Raw genomic sequence first — 15,875 nt, forward strand, 5'->3', positions numbered from 1 at the left:
CTCACCTCTTATTTCATTGATCCAATATTTTTATCAAATTCAATAAATCCGGCTACCATGCCTTCGATCAATTCATCGGCCTGGTTCTTTGTGATAATCAGTGGTGGCGCGAGAAGGAACTGATCCCCATTTTCTCCATCCGCATTACCGTTACCCGGATATACAATCACCCCATGCTTTATTAATGTACTGGTAAGCTTTTCTGCCATTCCCATTTTAACTGGGAAAGGTTCTTTCGTTACTTTGTCTTTTACAATTTCCACACCAAGCATCAATCCCTTGCCCCGTACATCCCCCACATAAGAAAAGGGCAATAACTTTTCCTTTAATTGTGTCAGCAGATACTCCCCAACAATCCGAGAATTTTCTACTATCTTATCTTCTACCAATGTTTTCACTACGGCCAATGCAACCGCTGCTGATAAAGGATTTCCCCCATAGGTGTGACCATGAACAAATACGCCAGAGCCTTGTTTAAAGGTATTGTAAATTTCCTCTTTTGCAATGACAGCGCCTAATGGAGAATATCCGGCACTCATACCTTTAGCAGCACAAATCATATCCGGGACAACGCCCCAATCCTCAATACTAAACATCGATCCTGTCCGGCCAAAACCAGCCATTACTTCATCAGCTATAAATAAAATATCATAATGATCACAAATTTCTCGAATAATTTTAAAATAATCTTTATGAGGAACAATCGCACCACAGGCTGCGCCGCCTACTGATTCTGCAATAAAGGCGGCAACATGATCCGCTCCCTCCATTTTAAGGGTCCGTTCCAAATCAAGAGCACAATCCACGTTACAGGTGTCCTGGCTTTTACCAAAAGGACAGCGATAACAATATGCAGGCGCAATATGAGGAAAATTTAAAAGCAGCGGCGTATATTTCCCACGCCTTTTATCGCCTGTCATGGACAAGGAGCCAATGGTATTTCCATGGAAACTCTTCCAGCGGGAAATAATTCGATATTTTCCTGTTTTTCCATCTCGCTCCATATAGTACTGCCGTGCCATCTTTAGTGCTGATTCAGTTGCTTCTGAACCGCCAGATACCAAATACAGCTTACTCAAGGAACCTGGAGCCAAGCTTGCTATTAAATCTGCCAATTCTTGAATGGGAGTCGATGTCCAGCGTGATAAATGGCTAAAGGCTACCGATTTTGCTTGTTGCACCATCGCATCAATAATCCGGAGATGAGCGTGGCCTAAATTTGATACAGCCGCTCCTGAACAAGCATCAATATACTTGTTGCCTTCTTTATCATATAGATAAATCCCCTCACCATGATCGACCTCAAGATAGTTTTTATTTACATTACGATAAAATACATTACTCATTTACTTATCATCCCTTTTATTTATATTTATTTCTGTTTTACACCCGTTCCATGGTTATCAGAAAAATGCACTGGGGCAAGAGAATCTCATTAGAATGATCCCCTATCTTTTTTTAAAAAGCATATAGACTTATTTTTGACGACAGTATATCATATAATTATCAATAGGAAAAACGATTGTTTTATATGATCATGATCACTTTTTTATATGGTTAAGAGGAGATGAAGGGTATGGAATTACGCCAGTTACAGATATTTTACGTTGCCGCCCAAACACTTAACTTCACAAAAGCAGGTTTGAAGCTAGGTTACGCGCAATCCAACATTACCGGTCAAGTTCGTCAACTCGAAGAGGAACTAAAAGTGAAACTATTTGATCGGATAGGACGGAGAATTCAGCTAACAAGCGACGGTAAGAAACTTCTAAACCATGCCAAGTGTATATTAGATCTATATGAAAAAGCTAAAGATGATTTTGTACCTCAAGGCATTCGCGGCGTCCTAAACATTGGTGCCGCTGAAACCGTCTGCGTTTATCGTCTTCCTCAAATCTTAACTGAATACCGCAAACTCTATCCCCAGGTTGAAATACGAGTTCAAACGGAAAGCTGTGAACATTTTTTTGAATTAATCAAGGCCAACACTATTGATATCGCTCTGGTACTGACCGACAAAATAAAATCTGCGGAAATGGTGGTACAAACACTGCATGATGAGGCAATGACAGTTGTGGCAAGCCCGCTTCATCCTCTGGCACATAAGAAAAATATTAAACCTCATGATTTTACCGATGAATGTTTAATCATCACATTACCAGGCTGCGGCTATCGCCCTATGGTCCTCTCTTTGTTTAAAGAAAAGCATGTTAAACCTGGAGCACTTATGGAACTTTCCAGCATTGGTGCCATACGACAATGTACCATCTGCGGTTTAGGCGCTGCCATCTTACCCAAAATTGCTGTTCAAGATGATTTAGAACGAGGTAAACTTGTCGAGTTGGACTGGACCGGACCTAAGATTGACGTAAAAACTCAACTAATTTACCACCATGAAAAATGGCTGACGCCAGCAATGCGTGCTTTTTTAGAACTATGTGGCTCTATGAAGCAATAAATATATAAACCGGTTAGAGCAGTATAAAGATATTATTACTTCACGATACTGCACCCGGGATTAATCATTCATCAAGGTCAGCTGCATTCCATTGTTTCTATAGCAGAGCGGATGAAGAGAGCTCTTACGGCAAATCCGTACTCCAGAGCTCCTTACCATCCGTTTTGTGCTGAAAATAGGTTTACTTCTCCTCGTAACTTGTTCTAGTTACGTTAAGCCTGCATCTCGTTAAATTGTCTAGGAGCATCAGGGTTTCCAAAGAAACGGTTCAGAAGCAGAGCAACAAAGGTATTGCCAAATACATTAACAACCGTACGCCCCATATCCATGAGGCGATCCACGCCAGCTAGAATAGCGATCGCTTCGGCTGGCAGCCCTATGGTAGTCAATATAACGGCCATTACAACAAGTGATGCTGATGGAACGTTAGCTGTTCCTTTATTTGCAATCAAAGTAGTCAGCAGAATGGTCGCAAGCGCCCCCATGGAAAGATGCAGACCATAAGCATCGGCGATGAAACAAATTGCCAGTGACTGATATAAAGCAGATCCGTCAAGGTTAAAGGTGTACCCAAGAGGCAGGCAAAACGCGGGTATCTTCGTCGGTATACCCATTTTTTCAAGTGCTTTATACAGAACTGGCAGCGCCGGTTCGGAGGAGCAGGTAGCAAATCCCAGAAGTAAAGCATCGGCTATGGTTTTCACCATCTTTATCGGCTTGTATCCTAACATGGCAACTAAAGCCAAAAATATAAGTCCGAATACAAATAGACCAACATATAAGGTAAGGATTAACTTGGATAGCGCAATAATCATTGCCATGCCCTGTGATGCAAAAACCCAGGCCATAATACCTGCCACTGCCACCGGGGTCACACGTAAGATGCCGTTAACAATTTTTATCGTGGCTTCGAATAAGGTTTCCAATATATCGATAATTGGCTTAGCTTTTTCCTTCATCGTCCCAAGCGCCACTCCAAATGCAATACAGAACGTTAGAAAGGGCAGAATTTTTCCAGCGGCAGCAGTTGCCAATACGTTCTCAGGAATTAGGTCCAGAAAAAACTTCACCCAATCAATTGATTTTGCCAAGTCTTGGGGGATAACGCCAGTGGCGGTCATAGCAACTCCGAGCCCCGGATGAAAGACTTGGTTAAGCGCAATACCTAACAGTGAAGCCATACCTGTAGCAAAGTAAAACCATGCGAAAGTAACAGCTGCCATTTTCCCTAGCTGTTTCATGTCACTAGCCATATGATAAATGCCCATGACGACTGATGAAAACACCAAAGGAATGATAATCATCTTAATGGACTTGATAAATGCAGTGCCTACGGGTGCTAGAGTCTTGCCGAAATCAGGCCACAAACTTCCCACCACTACGCCTACGATAAGGCCGACTATCATTTGCTGCCACAAAGGAACTTTGGCCTCCAGCTTATCGAAAAAGCCCATCTCATTTTTCGCCTTAATCGCCTCTTGAAGTTGTATACTATCCATCTTCAAATTCCTCCCACAATTAAATTTTGCAACACCCAACTCGTTAGCACAATGAAGCGTAAATCACCTCCCAACAGCAGCATTCTGTCACTTTTGGTAAATAACTAATAAAAAAAAAGAAGACTCATTTCAATTGAATGAAAAGAGTCTTCTTTGACTGCTAAACATTTACGATTGCATTTACCTGTTCAGCAATCATAAGTATGATTTTTTCCTTGGTCACAGTATAGCATGTGCATATCATTATTAAAAATCACCATTCATGATTACGATCATCATTCATGATGATGAATCATCCAAAAAAGCCTTCCGACGAAATGCCGGAAGGCTTCTAATTTACTGAAGCGGGTAAAGGATTTGAACCCTCGAACTATTTTTGTCTTATAAATTTATGTCCACTCATTAGCAAATAATCGCCATCTTTTACGTGAGATATAGTAATTGATTCTGATCCTGTATTTACAGTCAGGACACCATCTTTAAAAATCCCAGGATGTTCTGTCGTTTTCTTTTCTCCATTTTTAACGACTTTATCGACTAAAGTAGGAGTACTTCGAATTACACTAAAACTCTCTCCATTCCGCTTAATTTCGATGGATTCTGCGGTCCTATCATTATTTACCCATTTGCCGACAAATTCATTTCCTGTGATATTCCCACATCCTGTTGCAAACGTTCCCATTAAAACTATTAAGAATAGAATTGCGGCTATACGTCTCATAATACCTCCTATATGTCTTGGCTATATATAAGCTATTCTGCAAGAAGGTACGATTACCCTTTATACTTGCCCTACCGCAACAACTATATAATACCTTAACAATTATTCTTTCTTGATTTAATACTCCAAACCGCCGTTCCACTGCATATTCACCGTAGCTGCTCGATCATCATATGTTAGATATTATACGTTAATTAGAGGTGCGTTTATGGAAAATGATTTATTACAGCAATCAATAATTGATCTCGGTCCAGACGTTGTCGATGCAATAGAGGTTTTTCTGTATAGAAACCTAAGTGCAATAATTTCTCCTGACCCATCTATAATATTAACTCCTGCTTTTCGAGCAGCACTTCAAACTGCTCTGAACGATGTAGGTATACGCCATAACATAGGTTTACCAGATGACCTTAAGGATGTTTTAGATATATTTATTACAAATAATGCTGGCAGTATAACCATCAGTACCACACCATAATTTTCATCAACTGCTATGGGTTGGCATTCTTATCTATCTGATTGGATCTTATTTTGGATATTCTATCAATTTCATAAAGGGTTACAATTAAATAAGTTATCGAAATAACTCATCCCGCCTTTACGCTCTAATAAATACCTATTATTTTAATATATGAATCATTTTTAATATCCTACCATCTCACAAAATCAATACTTGCATATACTGCTTGTAGAGGTGAAACGCTATGAGCTTTTGGAGTACAAACGCATTTGCACTAGCCATAATAGGAGCGGCAATCGGTCTTCTACTTATTGCAATTCTCGACGATAAAGATAAAGAGAATGTTTTGGGGAATTTCCTTGTTGGTATCGGCTGTATTTTATTAATTACTGCTTCTCAGCAGGAAGCTTTAGATAACCGTAATGAACCGGATATCACTGATGAAATTAACCAACTAAAGAAAAAACTGGCCGAACTAGAAAATAAGATTAATAACCATTATCCCGATTAAACTTTTCCGTAATCAGCATACATATAACTACCAAACATGTCCTCTATTGTTGCATACTGATGATTTGGATAACTCCTTGCCATCTTATCTGCAGTATCTTTCCGGTAGTTTAAGTCACAGCGTTTGAGTTATACTGGTGCAAATAGGTTAATCTGCATCTGTTTTAGTTCTGATGTGTATAAATCCTACTTATGGGGCATACTATTGTTAGCGACTTCCCTAGTCGCTAAATCTCTCCATATTCTTTTCTCTTAGCTCTCTTTCAGAGGGCTTTTTCTTTTGTGCTAAATATACTTTACATGTAATAAAAAACTAGGGGAAAACTAGTATTAGGAGGTGATTTTATGGATGAAAAAACGATAATAGATGGCTCCTATACGCGTTATAGAATGCCTACTGAAAAGGGTCTAGCAAAGGATCTAGAAAATGGAGACATTGAAAAAGAAGTGTCTCATAAAACAAGTCCTAAAAGCACTACGGAATCCTACGTATTCGAACATAATTCTGTAAAGTGATTCTCTAAAAGGTCAGCCAAGTGACTGGCCTTTTTAATTACTACCTCTCAACTTTAAGTTTTACTTACCACGTCCCGCTTAGTAAGCTTTTCTGCTTTCTGGCTACTCCGCTGCCGATTTTTTACTGGAGCAGTTGGAAGGGGTTCGAATCCTTGGACCAAGGATTGAGAAGGCGGGGATTAAATTAGAAATTTCAATATCCTGTCTTGCAATTATAAATTATTAGAGCCATAATTTAATGATGTAGTAAATTATTTTCACTCATAAAAAAACCAGACCGAAGTCTGGGGATAAAATAAAAAGCCGCTTAACCATCAAACATTTTAAATGTGAATAATGCAAATAAGAGCACCATTAACAGAAGAATCGGTATCGGAGTTCGGTCATCGGTACGGTGGATTTTAAATAAATCAGTAAAGGACATCGCAGCAATCCTCCCTTAAAATATTTCGTTTAAATTAAACATATCATGACTATATAGTCAATGTTTTTAAATTTTTGTAAATTTATCTGTACCGATAGTTTACAATCAGATTCTGAAAAAAACTAAAAAGAACACTGGTATAGCTCTAATAAAAAATACACAAAAGCCACACACCATGCCGAACTCGTTAGGAAGCAAAATATCATTGTGTGGATAAATAATCTTCCCTTGACGCTCCACGAATTGTAGGATAGCCCCCTCTTAGCTAGGAGCTTGTACAGCTACTTCTCTGACTGTTCAACTATAATGAGAAAAGCGCCGCTAGGGCGCTTTTTTATTATTTTCTACTATAATCTTACTGGTATCAGAATTAATACTGGTTTTTGCATTCAATGCGGCATAGGCAGTTGTAATGTTAGGGAAGACATTCCTTTTCGCAGCTTTAGCAATAGCATCATCTGATGATTTCTGTTCAGACATACTCGCACCTCCTAGTAAGAGTGTTTACTGCGTTTTTAAAAACTATTCAGTTATTATAGAATACGGACAAAGAGAAAAAGAAGAAAACACGGGGACAGGGACTATGTTTCATTGTTGAAAACAATATCCCTGTGCCCATGTTTCACGCATCTTGTAATAATGTGAATCGGTCCGCAAATATAGTACACTCTATTGTACATCTAACTTATAACAGCCAGCTATACTCCTGCCGTGTATCCAAAACTGCATCCACATACACAGTATTTTCTTTAATTTGATAAACTAAAAGGTACTTTTTTTCAAGCAAAAGTTTTCGATATTTCCCTTCAGAAATCATCGGGTCAGTCAACCACGGACGCCTTTCAGGAAATTGTTCTAACGATCTAGTCTATTGCTGAAAAGCATCAATAAGCCCCAACGCTGCTGTTTCACTAACCTGTGCCAGAAACCGGGTATGAGAACATAACATATGTGTGGCTTCATCAGAAATAACAACCGTATATCTTTTATTTTCGCTGCCCATCCAGAACCTCCTGGACAGCAGCTTTCATCATCGTAGATACTTCGTCTATGGAGTGACCAGACCTTCCTTTCAGCCTGCCTTCCTCAACAGCAAGCAAATTTTCTCGCAGTCGTAACATGCTTTCCCATCTTGCAAAAGCTTCAATATCCATAACCACAAGATCACCCTCACCATTCTTCGTCAGATAAACAGGCTCCCCCGAACGTTTACACAGCGCAGATATTTCATTGTAGTTCTTACGAATTGCCGTGGAGAACACGGGGACAGGGACTATGTTTCAATATTGAAAACAACATTCCTCTCCCCGTGTTTCTATTTAGCTTGTAGTTTATTAAATTTTTCCAATATTTCTCTTTCTTCCTCTGTTATTGGCTCATCAAGCACGATGTTGTGAGGTATTTTTTTCTTGTTGCCATCGATGCAGACAAAGGTTGAAAAACCCTCTGCAAGTTTAATCTCTGTATTGTTTCTAAGAGCCTTCGTATAAACTGTAAGACTTGTCTTTCCAGCTTTCACTCCTGTTGATACAAATCTAATCATATCTCCATTAAAAGAAGGTCGCAAGAATTTCATCGAATGAGTTTCAACTGCAACTAAATGATCCGTCTCACCATATTTGCCATATAAGTTGGAGGCCCCTAGAAAAGTTGCTTCAGTAAACCACTCAGCCATTCTGGCTGCAAATAAAGTATCGTGATGATTCATATCTTGACCTGTCACTAATCTTGATGTTTCGTAACTTTTCATATTTTTCCTCCTGTCTTATGTTCCACTCTACTGCTCGCTGTTTCTCAGCTAGCACCATACATTTATTATACCATAAACCTCCCTCTTCCCAGCAAGAAAAAATCCCGAGACGGAATGATCCATCTCAGGATTTTGAGAGAAATAGTGCAAAAAAGGGGAAACAGATTCTTTTCATGAATTAAGTCAAACTTAGTATTAACGTCATGGTTAAAAACTCTTCTTGTGACTCGTCCAGCATTTTAACCTTGGTTTCATCAGTGGAGATAATATCGATAATTTCCCATCCACAACAAACTCCAAAGTGTCTCAATTTCCCTGGCCATTCGTCTGAAGCAAAAGTATCACTCTTTATATATTCGAAATGGCGTGATTTATAAACACGGGGACTAAACAGGGGACAGGGACTGTGTTTCATTATTGAAAACAACATCCCTGTCCCCGTGTTTCCAATCCTAAATGTTTAATATTTAATACAAGCTAATAAAGCTACATTGCGGGGACGAGTTTCGGCGCCACCTGTCTGATAAGTATTTGCAACAACACCATTATATGGAGAGGGATTTGCCTCAATTGATTTACTCCATACTGTATCACCATCATTTAATACAACATCATTACCTGGTAAACTAGTAAATGTTTTTAAATTATGAGCATGGCTTTTTAATTCTTCAGATTGCATACTGCCAAGTTGTCGATCAACATCAATACCCCTACCACAATCGATGCCACGTATAAATTCTCCTCGTAAATCAGGTAAGCTAAATGTATTAGTTCCGTTACCGCTTCCAAATGTCGTTCCAATTGACACAAAAAGCCTACTATATTTTTCTCTTGATACTTCCGAGCCATCTGCAATTAACCAGCCTTCAGGAGCTAATTGCAATGCGAAATATTGAATTGCACCAGTTGGAAATACAAGGGGCATCTCTGGAATAACACTTACGTGAAACTTACCATTTGCCCCTAACATAGCCATCTTACCTGTATCTTCTTCACCATGAGACACTACAATAATTTCGTCTGTGATATTTATTGTTCTACCCATTAAAGCACAACCTTTCAACTTTTTGTAAAACCAATAGAATCAAGAAACTCTTATTATAATTGTGTGTTTCCTGTATATCGGCTTTCACTGATATACATTCTTATGGTAATGACATATAAACGGGGAAGATATAATTATTTAGGGCATAAGAAAAGCACCCCGAAGGATGCGTTACTTCAATCTTTTTTAACTTACTATCATTTTATCACAGCTAAAATCAAAAAATGTCTAGTTTTCCAATTCACTCGGATGTCATATATAATATTTCATGTTAATTCTTAATCGTAGGGTTGCAGTATGGGTGTGCTAATTGTGCGTTATCATATGCTCCGGTGCCCCGCCATTCTTACGTATTATGTGATCTAGCCATCATTATCTAGAAAAATTTCTTTGGGGTGTTCACACCCTAAAAAATTGGCAATCTTATATGCTTCAGTAACATCTACTCTATCTGCTTCCCCACTTTCTATTCGTCCATATCTTTGCCTATCAATCCCAGCTTCTTTCGCAACAGTTTTTTTAGAATAACCTAATTTTTCACGAGCAAGGATAAGTCCAATTCTTTTGGCCACCTCATCACCTCCTTATCTATTTTATAAACACATTATAATGTTTATTTTATAGACAATCAACTATTTTTCAAACAATATTCTATTTTCTAAACAAATTCCGCTATTATATAAACATAGATCAACAGAATTAACAAAGGAGGGCGTTTTTTGATAGCTAAAAATAATTTTTTTAAAGATCGTATTGCCGATTTATTTGAACTTGAAAAAGATCGCAATCCTAAGATTACTCAAGAAGAATTTGCTAAAAAATGTGGTGCCTCTAGAAGTCAGTTTACTGGGTGGCTCTCAGGTAATGGTTCTCCAAATCCTGATATGCTACGCCAAATAGCAATTGTATGGAATGTATCTGTTGATTGGCTTGTTGGTAAAACAGATATTAAGAGACCTATTGAGATAAATGCAGCACACCGAGCTGACGATCTTATATCTGACTTACCTCCTGAGGCTATAGAACGCATTGAAGAGTTTAAAGAATTAATGCGGATGAAATATGGTAAGAAACCTACTTAATATTCGGAAGGTGACACCGTGCCAGATACTATGCTACAATTTGCAGAAGACGAAGCAATTGCAGTTGATTCTTTAATTTTCTTGCACCAATACGAGGTATTTATTTTACAGAACAATGTTTACCTCCAATCATTGGATTGGACAACTCCTTACCTCATGACACGTCCCTGCTCCGCTGTATCTTAGCAGAAGAGTTAGGGCATCACTTTACAACCGTCTGGTATTATATCCCTCGAGAATTCTACAATTATAGTGACCGCTTACATATTAGCAAAATTGAGTACAAAGCCATGCGCTGGGCAGCAGAATACCTAGTGCCTGAAAACGATCTCCTAGATGTTATCGGCAGTGGTTTGTACGAACCTTGGGAGATAGCAGAGCACTTTACTATTACTGAAGAGTTTGCCACTTTTAGAATGCGACTTTTCGGAGCCAATAAAATATGACGACGTAGCAAAAGACACAGCACTATTCCACTTTTAACATGGACTTGCTGTGTCTTTTTATAAAAAGCTGGCAATATTTGATTACAAAGGGGAGTGTCAAGAATGTTTTTGGAACGTATTAAGGACATTACTACAAATGACGGGGCAACTTTTACTCTTTATGCACTTAAGGTTACAAAATCCAAATTACTCGCAACGAGAATAACAATGGAACCAGAAGATCTCTCCCTCTTTTCTAAAGAATGTTTAAAATATTTGGTTGAAAAGCAATATCATCAGAAAGATATAAAAGAATATCCCCATGGTATACCAAAAGATCACATTGAAACATTAACTGCCACATCAACACTTGTTTCAGCAAGATATCAAGAGTTACTAACAGCTGTATCTTCACCCGAAACAAACAATATTGATATTAGTAATTATAATGCTTATGTTATTGTAAGTACGATTGGCACTAAACGTACATTCTTTATAACCATGAAAAAACCCCTTAAGAACTATAAACATTCGACTTTTCTTGGCATGGAGACCTCTAGCAATAAGTTCCAAAAAATAAATAATAAATTGCTAAACCTTGTTTTCCATTTTGACTGCATTATTTCTGAAAATACATGTCATTTTATAACTCTAGCTGCTGAACCCGTATTTAATCTACACCAATTTCATGAAAGGCAAACTGCGGCTTGCAAAGAACTCTTATTAACCGGTGATGTTGTAGACACACCTGGTATGATGATTATAGAAAACTACCTTAAAAAACCTGGTAAATATCGTTCTCTTTGTAATTTTGATCAACAAAAAGTAGAGCTTTTTTCACAAGTCAATCCTACCAACAAAGCTGCATTTGAAGCTAAATATAGACTATCTTTTGTTGATAACAGTAATGGGACATGTAGTGTTGACATTTCAACAGAAGAAAAGTTAAGGGCTTTTATTGCAACTATAACATCTAAGCGAGCTATAGACTTTGACAATAATTTAGTAGAAACCCCAGTTCCATTTAAGGCTGTATAATTACTCGTCAATTTCATTATACCTTTCAGCAGCAAAAATACCTTCCTCTATTTTATAAATACGCATGCTATTCTCGCCAGTAAAATATAGTTGGTTACCATCTTTTACTATTATATCTGCATGTATAAGCTTATCATTTATTTTGATATCGCACTCCAAAATCTTATAAGCCAAAATATCAAATAATGGAGTATATAAAAACATTCTATTATTAGTAAATATTATTAAAAATAATACTATAAGAGTACATAATATATAGACACCGTCGCGGCCCGAGGAAATAAAAGAAATAAAAGGTAAAACATAATAACTTATTGCACCACTTACAAAAACATCCTTGCGTTTTATATTTAAAATAACAGCTTTCTCATTATCATTCCTATAAAAAGTCTTAATTTTACGAAAAAAATATAAACCAGAAGAAGTTGTTATTAAAAAAAAGAATATGGAAAACCCAAAAACGATATTATCATCCTTTTCATAATTTAAAAACAAATTAATTAATGCTATTGGCATGCAACCTGATAAGAAAGCCGTACTACTAAGAAAAGTGTACATATCTACCCCTCCTGCTAAAAGTATATCATAGTTAGAAAAGACTTCTAAAGATAAAATAATAGAGGGATGATCCTTTAAGTTGATTTGGTTATTATTTAATATACTCGACTGCTAACATTCATGGACAGACTGTGTCTTTATGTACGTAAACTAAATAAAAACTCACTGATCAGTGCAATTATTTATTAATGTTATCTCTAAAAAGTAGTAATGTCCTCAGTATTTTATATAATACTATCTTTAGGAGGCTACAAATTATGGAAATACCATGGATAATTGATGAACACACGCGAGTTAAACACGCCCTTTTAAAGCAATATATTGATGCATGGATGACAATATTATTTAGTGCGCAATCCAAACTGCGCAAACCAGAGAAATTAATATATATAGACGGATTTGCTGGTCCTGGAGTTTATTATGAAAATAAAATAAAAGATGAAACTTGTATAGGTTCTCCTTTAATTGTCGCAGAAGCCGCAAATAAATATATAGATTCTAAACCAGGACGAGAAGTTCATATCTATTGCACTGAAAATAACGATTCTTGTGCAGAACTTTTATATAATAATTTGATAAATCAAAATAAGCATAAACAAAACTGGGTTGTATATAATCAAGAATTTTCCATTAAGGCACATGAATTACTAGATGAGCTGGAAGCAAAAAAGCTTACTGAGCAACCAATATTCTTTTTTATAGATCCTTTTGGTTATAGTGGATATCCAATTTCTTTACTAAAAAGAATTCTACAATACCCGCGGGCTGAAGTTTTTATCAACTTTATGATTTATGATATTGCTAGATTTTATAAAGAAGAGCTATTTGAAAAAAAGATGGTTAATCTATTTGGAAACTTTCAATTTAAAAAAGATAATTTGTCAAAAAAACCCGAGGAAACTTATTCGTTTCTAAAGAATCTTTATTGTGAAAATCTAAAAAAAATAGCTAATGTTAATTTTATTATGCCATTTAGAATAAACACTCCTGGACAAGGTACTCGTCCAAGATACTATATGATACATGCTTCAAACAACTATAAAGCTCTATTTGAAATGAAAAATACAATGGCTCGAGTTAGTGAATCATCATATCGTTTTGAAGCTATTGGAATTGATTCCCGCCAGATTAGCCTATTCGATGATCCAGATAAAATAAATTTAATAGAACGAGTTAAAGAATTCTGTCAGGATAAACGTCAGGTTTCTTATGATGATCTAGAATATTGGGCATATGTTAATACCAATGGTATCTCCAGAACTATTAAAGAAGCATTGCTACAACTTGAAAAAGATAATTATATTAAGATACTGCGGCAATCAAGACAAAGATCAAATACAGTTACTACAGGAGCAACAATTTTAGCTAATGAACCTCCCCTATCTCTTTTTTAAAAGCTTAGAATGTAGTATAATAAAGTTAACAAACAAACGTTCGTAGACTGTGAGGTGATTTTTTATGGCTGGAAAATCTAAAATAGAATGGACTGAGGCAACATGGAATCCAGTAACTGGTTGTACTAAAATCAGTGCAGGATGTACTAATTGTTATGCAGAGCGCTTAGCCATGCGTCTTAAAGCCATGGGACAATTAAAATATCGTAATGGATTTAAAGTAACCTTACAAGAAAAAGCACTAGATTATCCGCTCTTGCTAAAGACACCGAAAATTATATTTGTTAATTCAATGAGCGATTTATTTCATGAAGATGTTCCATTTGAATATATAAAGAAAATTTTCGATATAATGAAGCAAGCATCTTGGCATCGGTTCCAAGTGCTTACAAAACGTTCAGAAAGATTAGCTGAACTATCATCTTTATTAGAATGGAGCCCAAATATTTGGTTGGGCGTGACTGTTGAAAATAATGATTGTATCTTTAGAATTGATCATTTGCGAGAAACAAATGCTCATATCAAATTTTTATCACTAGAACCGTTAATAGGTCCTCTTCCTGATATTAATTTAACAAATATTGATTGGGTAATCGTTGGTGGCGAATCAGGACCTGGATCTCGACCAATGAAAGAAGAGTGGGTTCACTCTATTAGAGACTCTTGTCAAAGAGGCCATATACCATTTTTCTTCAAACAGTGGGGTGGAGTTAATAAAAAGAAGGCCGGAAGAATACTCGATGGCAGGACGTGGGATGAAATACCGAATTATGCTCGATTAGATAAGCACGTACCTATACCTTTTTCATTAGAATTTAATTAAAGCGGCTAACGCCGTTTTTTTCTTTAGCTTCAAGCTTCTTATTAAAATAAATAACCCTTACATTAAGGAGGCATTTAAATGTTTTTCTTCTTTCCAGATAATCCAAATACAGGCGATGGTATAGAAACTCCCTCAAATGAGTTAAATGATATTATCTTATATCAGGGTGCCAATGGCAATGTGAGAGTAGAAATATATTTTCAAGATGAAACGTTCTGGCTGAATCAAAAGAAAATCTCCGAATTATTTGGTAAAGATATTCGTACTATTAGCGAACATCTTAATAATATTTATTCCGAAGAAGAATTGACTAAAGAAGCAACTATCCGGAAATTCCGGATAGTTCAAAAAGAAGGTAATAGAAACGTTACGCGAGATGTTGATTTCTATAATCTTGATGCTGTTATCGCCGTAGGCTATAGAGTAAACAGCCGTGAAGCTACTCAATTTCGAATTTGGACTACAAAAGTATTAAAAGAATTCATCGTTAAAGGATTCGTCTTAGATGATGAAAGATTAAAACAAGGAAAACGCTTCGGCAAAGACTACTTTGATGAACTTTTGGAACGCATTCGTGAAATTCGCGCTTCCGAAAGACGATTTTATGAAAAAATCACGGATATTTATGCGCAATGTAGCATTGATTATATTCCTAATTCAGAGATAACAATTCGATTCTACCAAACTGTACAAAATAAATTACATTGGGCAATTACCGGAAAGACAGCCGCTGAGATTATTGCAGATCGAGCAGATTCAAATAAAGAACATATGGGATTACAAACATGGAAGAATGCTCCGGATGGGAAGATACTACAATCAGATACCACAGTTGCTAAAAATTATTTACAGCAACCAGAAATTAAAGAGTTAGAACGGATTGTCAGTATGTATCTTGATTACGCTGAAAATCAAGCAGCAAGACAAATCCCTATGAAAATGCAAGACTGGATACAAAAACTAGATGCTTTTTTGCAGTTTAACGAATACGAAGTCTTACAAAACGCCGGGAAAATAACCCGTCAATTAGCTGATGAATCGGCAAAAATGGAGTATCAGAAATTTCGAGTCATCCAAGATCGCTCCTATTTGTCAGACTTTGATAAAGAAGTAAAAAAAATAACGCAAAAAAATAAAAAGAAATGATCCATCTGCTTGATAGCCTAAAAGGA

General features: G+C 36.7%; 20 protein-coding genes. 10 read left to right on the forward strand and 10 right to left on the reverse strand.

Features of this window, described 5'->3' with window-relative positions; all coding sequences use genetic code 11:
- Positions 1–8: 8 nt before the first annotated feature.
- Positions 9–1,346: an aspartate aminotransferase family protein gene (locus tag FR7_RS00360; RefSeq protein WP_007935963.1), complete on the reverse strand. Its 1,338-nt coding sequence runs from the start codon at positions 1,344–1,346 to the stop codon at positions 9–11.
- Positions 1,347–1,576: 230 nt separating this feature from the next.
- Between FR7_RS00360 and FR7_RS00365 the strand changes: the two genes are divergently transcribed.
- On the forward strand, positions 1,577–2,458 hold the full coding sequence (locus FR7_RS00365; RefSeq protein WP_007935964.1) for a LysR family transcriptional regulator: 882 nt from the start codon (positions 1,577–1,579) through the stop codon (positions 2,456–2,458).
- Positions 2,459–2,670: 212 nt separating this feature from the next.
- Here the strand turns inward: FR7_RS00365 and FR7_RS00370 are convergent, their stop codons facing one another.
- Positions 2,671–3,957 carry a dicarboxylate/amino acid:cation symporter gene (locus FR7_RS00370; protein ID WP_007935966.1) on the reverse strand — a complete coding sequence of 429 codons (1,287 nt, stop codon included), beginning with the start codon at positions 3,955–3,957 and terminating at the stop codon, positions 2,671–2,673.
- A 370-nt stretch (positions 3,958–4,327) separates the two neighbouring features.
- On the reverse strand, positions 4,328–4,678 hold the full coding sequence (locus FR7_RS00375; RefSeq protein ID WP_007935968.1) for a hypothetical protein: 351 nt from the start codon (positions 4,676–4,678) through the stop codon (positions 4,328–4,330).
- 208 nt (positions 4,679–4,886) lie between these two features.
- Here FR7_RS00375 and FR7_RS00380 point away from each other — a divergent pair, with 208 nt between their 5' ends.
- The 3 genes from FR7_RS00380 to FR7_RS23730 all read left to right on the forward strand — a co-directional run bounded on the left by FR7_RS00380 (position 4,887) and on the right by FR7_RS23730 (position 6,164).
- The gene (locus FR7_RS00380) at positions 4,887–5,156 is read left to right on the forward strand and encodes a hypothetical protein (protein ID WP_007935971.1); all 270 of its coding nucleotides are present in this window, start codon (positions 4,887–4,889) and stop codon (positions 5,154–5,156) included.
- A gap of 226 nt (positions 5,157–5,382) precedes the next feature.
- Positions 5,383–5,649, forward strand: coding sequence for a hypothetical protein (locus FR7_RS00385; RefSeq protein WP_007935973.1), 267 nt, complete (start codon positions 5,383–5,385; stop codon positions 5,647–5,649).
- A 344-nt stretch (positions 5,650–5,993) separates the two neighbouring features.
- A complete protein-coding gene (locus tag FR7_RS23730; protein ID WP_007935976.1) occupies positions 5,994–6,164 on the forward strand; it encodes a hypothetical protein in 171 nt (56 codons plus the stop codon).
- Between the two features lie 745 nt (positions 6,165–6,909).
- On the opposite strand, the gene FR7_RS23735 is transcribed toward FR7_RS23730, so the two are convergent.
- From FR7_RS23735 to FR7_RS00410, 6 genes are all read right to left on the reverse strand, one after another.
- Positions 6,910–7,068 carry a hypothetical protein gene (locus FR7_RS23735; protein WP_007935979.1) on the reverse strand — a complete coding sequence of 53 codons (159 nt, stop codon included), beginning with the start codon at positions 7,066–7,068 and terminating at the stop codon, positions 6,910–6,912.
- Positions 7,069–7,456: 388 nt separating this feature from the next.
- Complete coding sequence (locus FR7_RS00390) at positions 7,457–7,591, reverse strand: hypothetical protein (RefSeq protein WP_007935981.1); 135 nt, start codon at positions 7,589–7,591, stop codon at positions 7,457–7,459.
- Complete coding sequence (locus tag FR7_RS00395; RefSeq protein ID WP_007935983.1) at positions 7,575–7,850, reverse strand: type II toxin-antitoxin system prevent-host-death family antitoxin; 276 nt, start codon at positions 7,848–7,850, stop codon at positions 7,575–7,577. Before FR7_RS00395 ends, FR7_RS00390 begins: the two co-directional genes overlap by 17 nt.
- A gap of 53 nt (positions 7,851–7,903) precedes the next feature.
- Positions 7,904–8,338: an acyl-CoA thioesterase gene (locus FR7_RS00400; RefSeq protein ID WP_007935984.1), complete on the reverse strand. Its 435-nt coding sequence runs from the start codon at positions 8,336–8,338 to the stop codon at positions 7,904–7,906.
- Positions 8,339–8,798: 460 nt separating this feature from the next.
- Positions 8,799–9,383 carry a tail fiber protein gene (locus FR7_RS00405; protein WP_007935986.1) on the reverse strand — a complete coding sequence of 195 codons (585 nt, stop codon included), beginning with the start codon at positions 9,381–9,383 and terminating at the stop codon, positions 8,799–8,801.
- Positions 9,384–9,745: 362 nt separating this feature from the next.
- On the reverse strand, positions 9,746–9,955 hold the full coding sequence (locus FR7_RS00410; RefSeq protein WP_007935987.1) for a helix-turn-helix transcriptional regulator: 210 nt from the start codon (positions 9,953–9,955) through the stop codon (positions 9,746–9,748).
- A 147-nt stretch (positions 9,956–10,102) separates the two neighbouring features.
- Between FR7_RS00410 and FR7_RS00415 the strand changes: the two genes are divergently transcribed.
- The 3 genes from FR7_RS00415 to FR7_RS00420 all read left to right on the forward strand — a co-directional run bounded on the left by FR7_RS00415 (position 10,103) and on the right by FR7_RS00420 (position 11,928).
- Entirely contained in the window at positions 10,103–10,465 is a 363-nt protein-coding gene (locus tag FR7_RS00415; protein WP_007935989.1) for a helix-turn-helix domain-containing protein, read from the forward strand.
- 98 nt (positions 10,466–10,563) lie between these two features.
- On the forward strand, positions 10,564–10,911 hold the full coding sequence (locus FR7_RS23045) for an ImmA/IrrE family metallo-endopeptidase (protein WP_255348788.1): 348 nt from the start codon (positions 10,564–10,566) through the stop codon (positions 10,909–10,911).
- 102 nt (positions 10,912–11,013) lie between these two features.
- Positions 11,014–11,928: a hypothetical protein gene (locus tag FR7_RS00420; RefSeq protein WP_007936004.1), complete on the forward strand. Its 915-nt coding sequence runs from the start codon at positions 11,014–11,016 to the stop codon at positions 11,926–11,928.
- Here FR7_RS00420 and FR7_RS00425 read toward each other — a convergent pair whose 3' ends face one another.
- Complete coding sequence (locus FR7_RS00425) at positions 11,929–12,486, reverse strand: hypothetical protein (protein ID WP_007936006.1); 558 nt, start codon at positions 12,484–12,486, stop codon at positions 11,929–11,931.
- 257 nt (positions 12,487–12,743) lie between these two features.
- On the opposite strand from FR7_RS00425, the gene tcmP reads away from it, so the two are divergent.
- The 3 genes from tcmP (at position 12,744) to FR7_RS00440 (ending at position 15,849) form a co-directional block, all read left to right on the forward strand.
- Positions 12,744–13,880 carry a three-Cys-motif partner protein TcmP gene (tcmP, locus tag FR7_RS00430; protein ID WP_007936008.1) on the forward strand — a complete coding sequence of 379 codons (1,137 nt, stop codon included), beginning with the start codon at positions 12,744–12,746 and terminating at the stop codon, positions 13,878–13,880.
- 64 nt (positions 13,881–13,944) lie between these two features.
- Positions 13,945–14,703, forward strand: coding sequence for a DUF5131 family protein (locus FR7_RS00435; RefSeq protein WP_007936010.1), 759 nt, complete (start codon positions 13,945–13,947; stop codon positions 14,701–14,703).
- Positions 14,704–14,781: 78 nt separating this feature from the next.
- Positions 14,782–15,849, forward strand: coding sequence for a virulence RhuM family protein (locus FR7_RS00440; RefSeq protein WP_007936012.1), 1,068 nt, complete (start codon positions 14,782–14,784; stop codon positions 15,847–15,849).
- Positions 15,850–15,875: the final 26 nt, after the last annotated feature.

It is taken from the genome of Pelosinus fermentans DSM 17108, from assembly GCF_000271485.2.
GTDB lineage: Bacteria > Bacillota > Negativicutes > DSM-13327 > DSM-13327 > Pelosinus > Pelosinus fermentans.

Bases quoted from the DNA above. Each gene is read 5' to 3' on its own strand.
- FR7_RS00360 (WP_007935963.1), bottom strand. From the start codon at position 1,346: ATGAGTAATGTATTTTATCGTAATGTAAATAAAAACTATCTTGAGGTC.
- FR7_RS00365 (WP_007935964.1), top strand. From the start codon at position 1,577: ATGGAATTACGCCAGTTACAGATATTTTACGTTGCCGCCCAAACACTT.
- FR7_RS00370 (WP_007935966.1), bottom strand. From the start codon at position 3,957: ATGGATAGTATACAACTTCAAGAGGCGATTAAGGCGAAAAATGAGATG.
- FR7_RS00375 (WP_007935968.1), bottom strand. From the start codon at position 4,678: ATGAGACGTATAGCCGCAATTCTATTCTTAATAGTTTTAATGGGAACG.
- FR7_RS00380 (WP_007935971.1), top strand. From the start codon at position 4,887: ATGGAAAATGATTTATTACAGCAATCAATAATTGATCTCGGTCCAGAC.
- FR7_RS00385 (WP_007935973.1), top strand. From the start codon at position 5,383: ATGAGCTTTTGGAGTACAAACGCATTTGCACTAGCCATAATAGGAGCG.
- FR7_RS23730 (WP_007935976.1), top strand. From the start codon at position 5,994: ATGGATGAAAAAACGATAATAGATGGCTCCTATACGCGTTATAGAATG.
- FR7_RS23735 (WP_007935979.1), bottom strand. From the start codon at position 7,068: ATGTCTGAACAGAAATCATCAGATGATGCTATTGCTAAAGCTGCGAAA.
- FR7_RS00390 (WP_007935981.1), bottom strand. From the start codon at position 7,591: ATGGGCAGCGAAAATAAAAGATATACGGTTGTTATTTCTGATGAAGCC.
- FR7_RS00400 (WP_007935984.1), bottom strand. From the start codon at position 8,338: ATGAAAAGTTACGAAACATCAAGATTAGTGACAGGTCAAGATATGAAT.
- FR7_RS00405 (WP_007935986.1), bottom strand. From the start codon at position 9,383: ATGGGTAGAACAATAAATATCACAGACGAAATTATTGTAGTGTCTCAT.
- FR7_RS00420 (WP_007936004.1), top strand. From the start codon at position 11,014: ATGTTTTTGGAACGTATTAAGGACATTACTACAAATGACGGGGCAACT.
- FR7_RS00425 (WP_007936006.1), bottom strand. From the start codon at position 12,486: ATGTACACTTTTCTTAGTAGTACGGCTTTCTTATCAGGTTGCATGCCA.
- tcmP (WP_007936008.1), top strand. From the start codon at position 12,744: ATGGAAATACCATGGATAATTGATGAACACACGCGAGTTAAACACGCC.
- FR7_RS00435 (WP_007936010.1), top strand. From the start codon at position 13,945: ATGGCTGGAAAATCTAAAATAGAATGGACTGAGGCAACATGGAATCCA.
- FR7_RS00440 (WP_007936012.1), top strand. From the start codon at position 14,782: ATGTTTTTCTTCTTTCCAGATAATCCAAATACAGGCGATGGTATAGAA.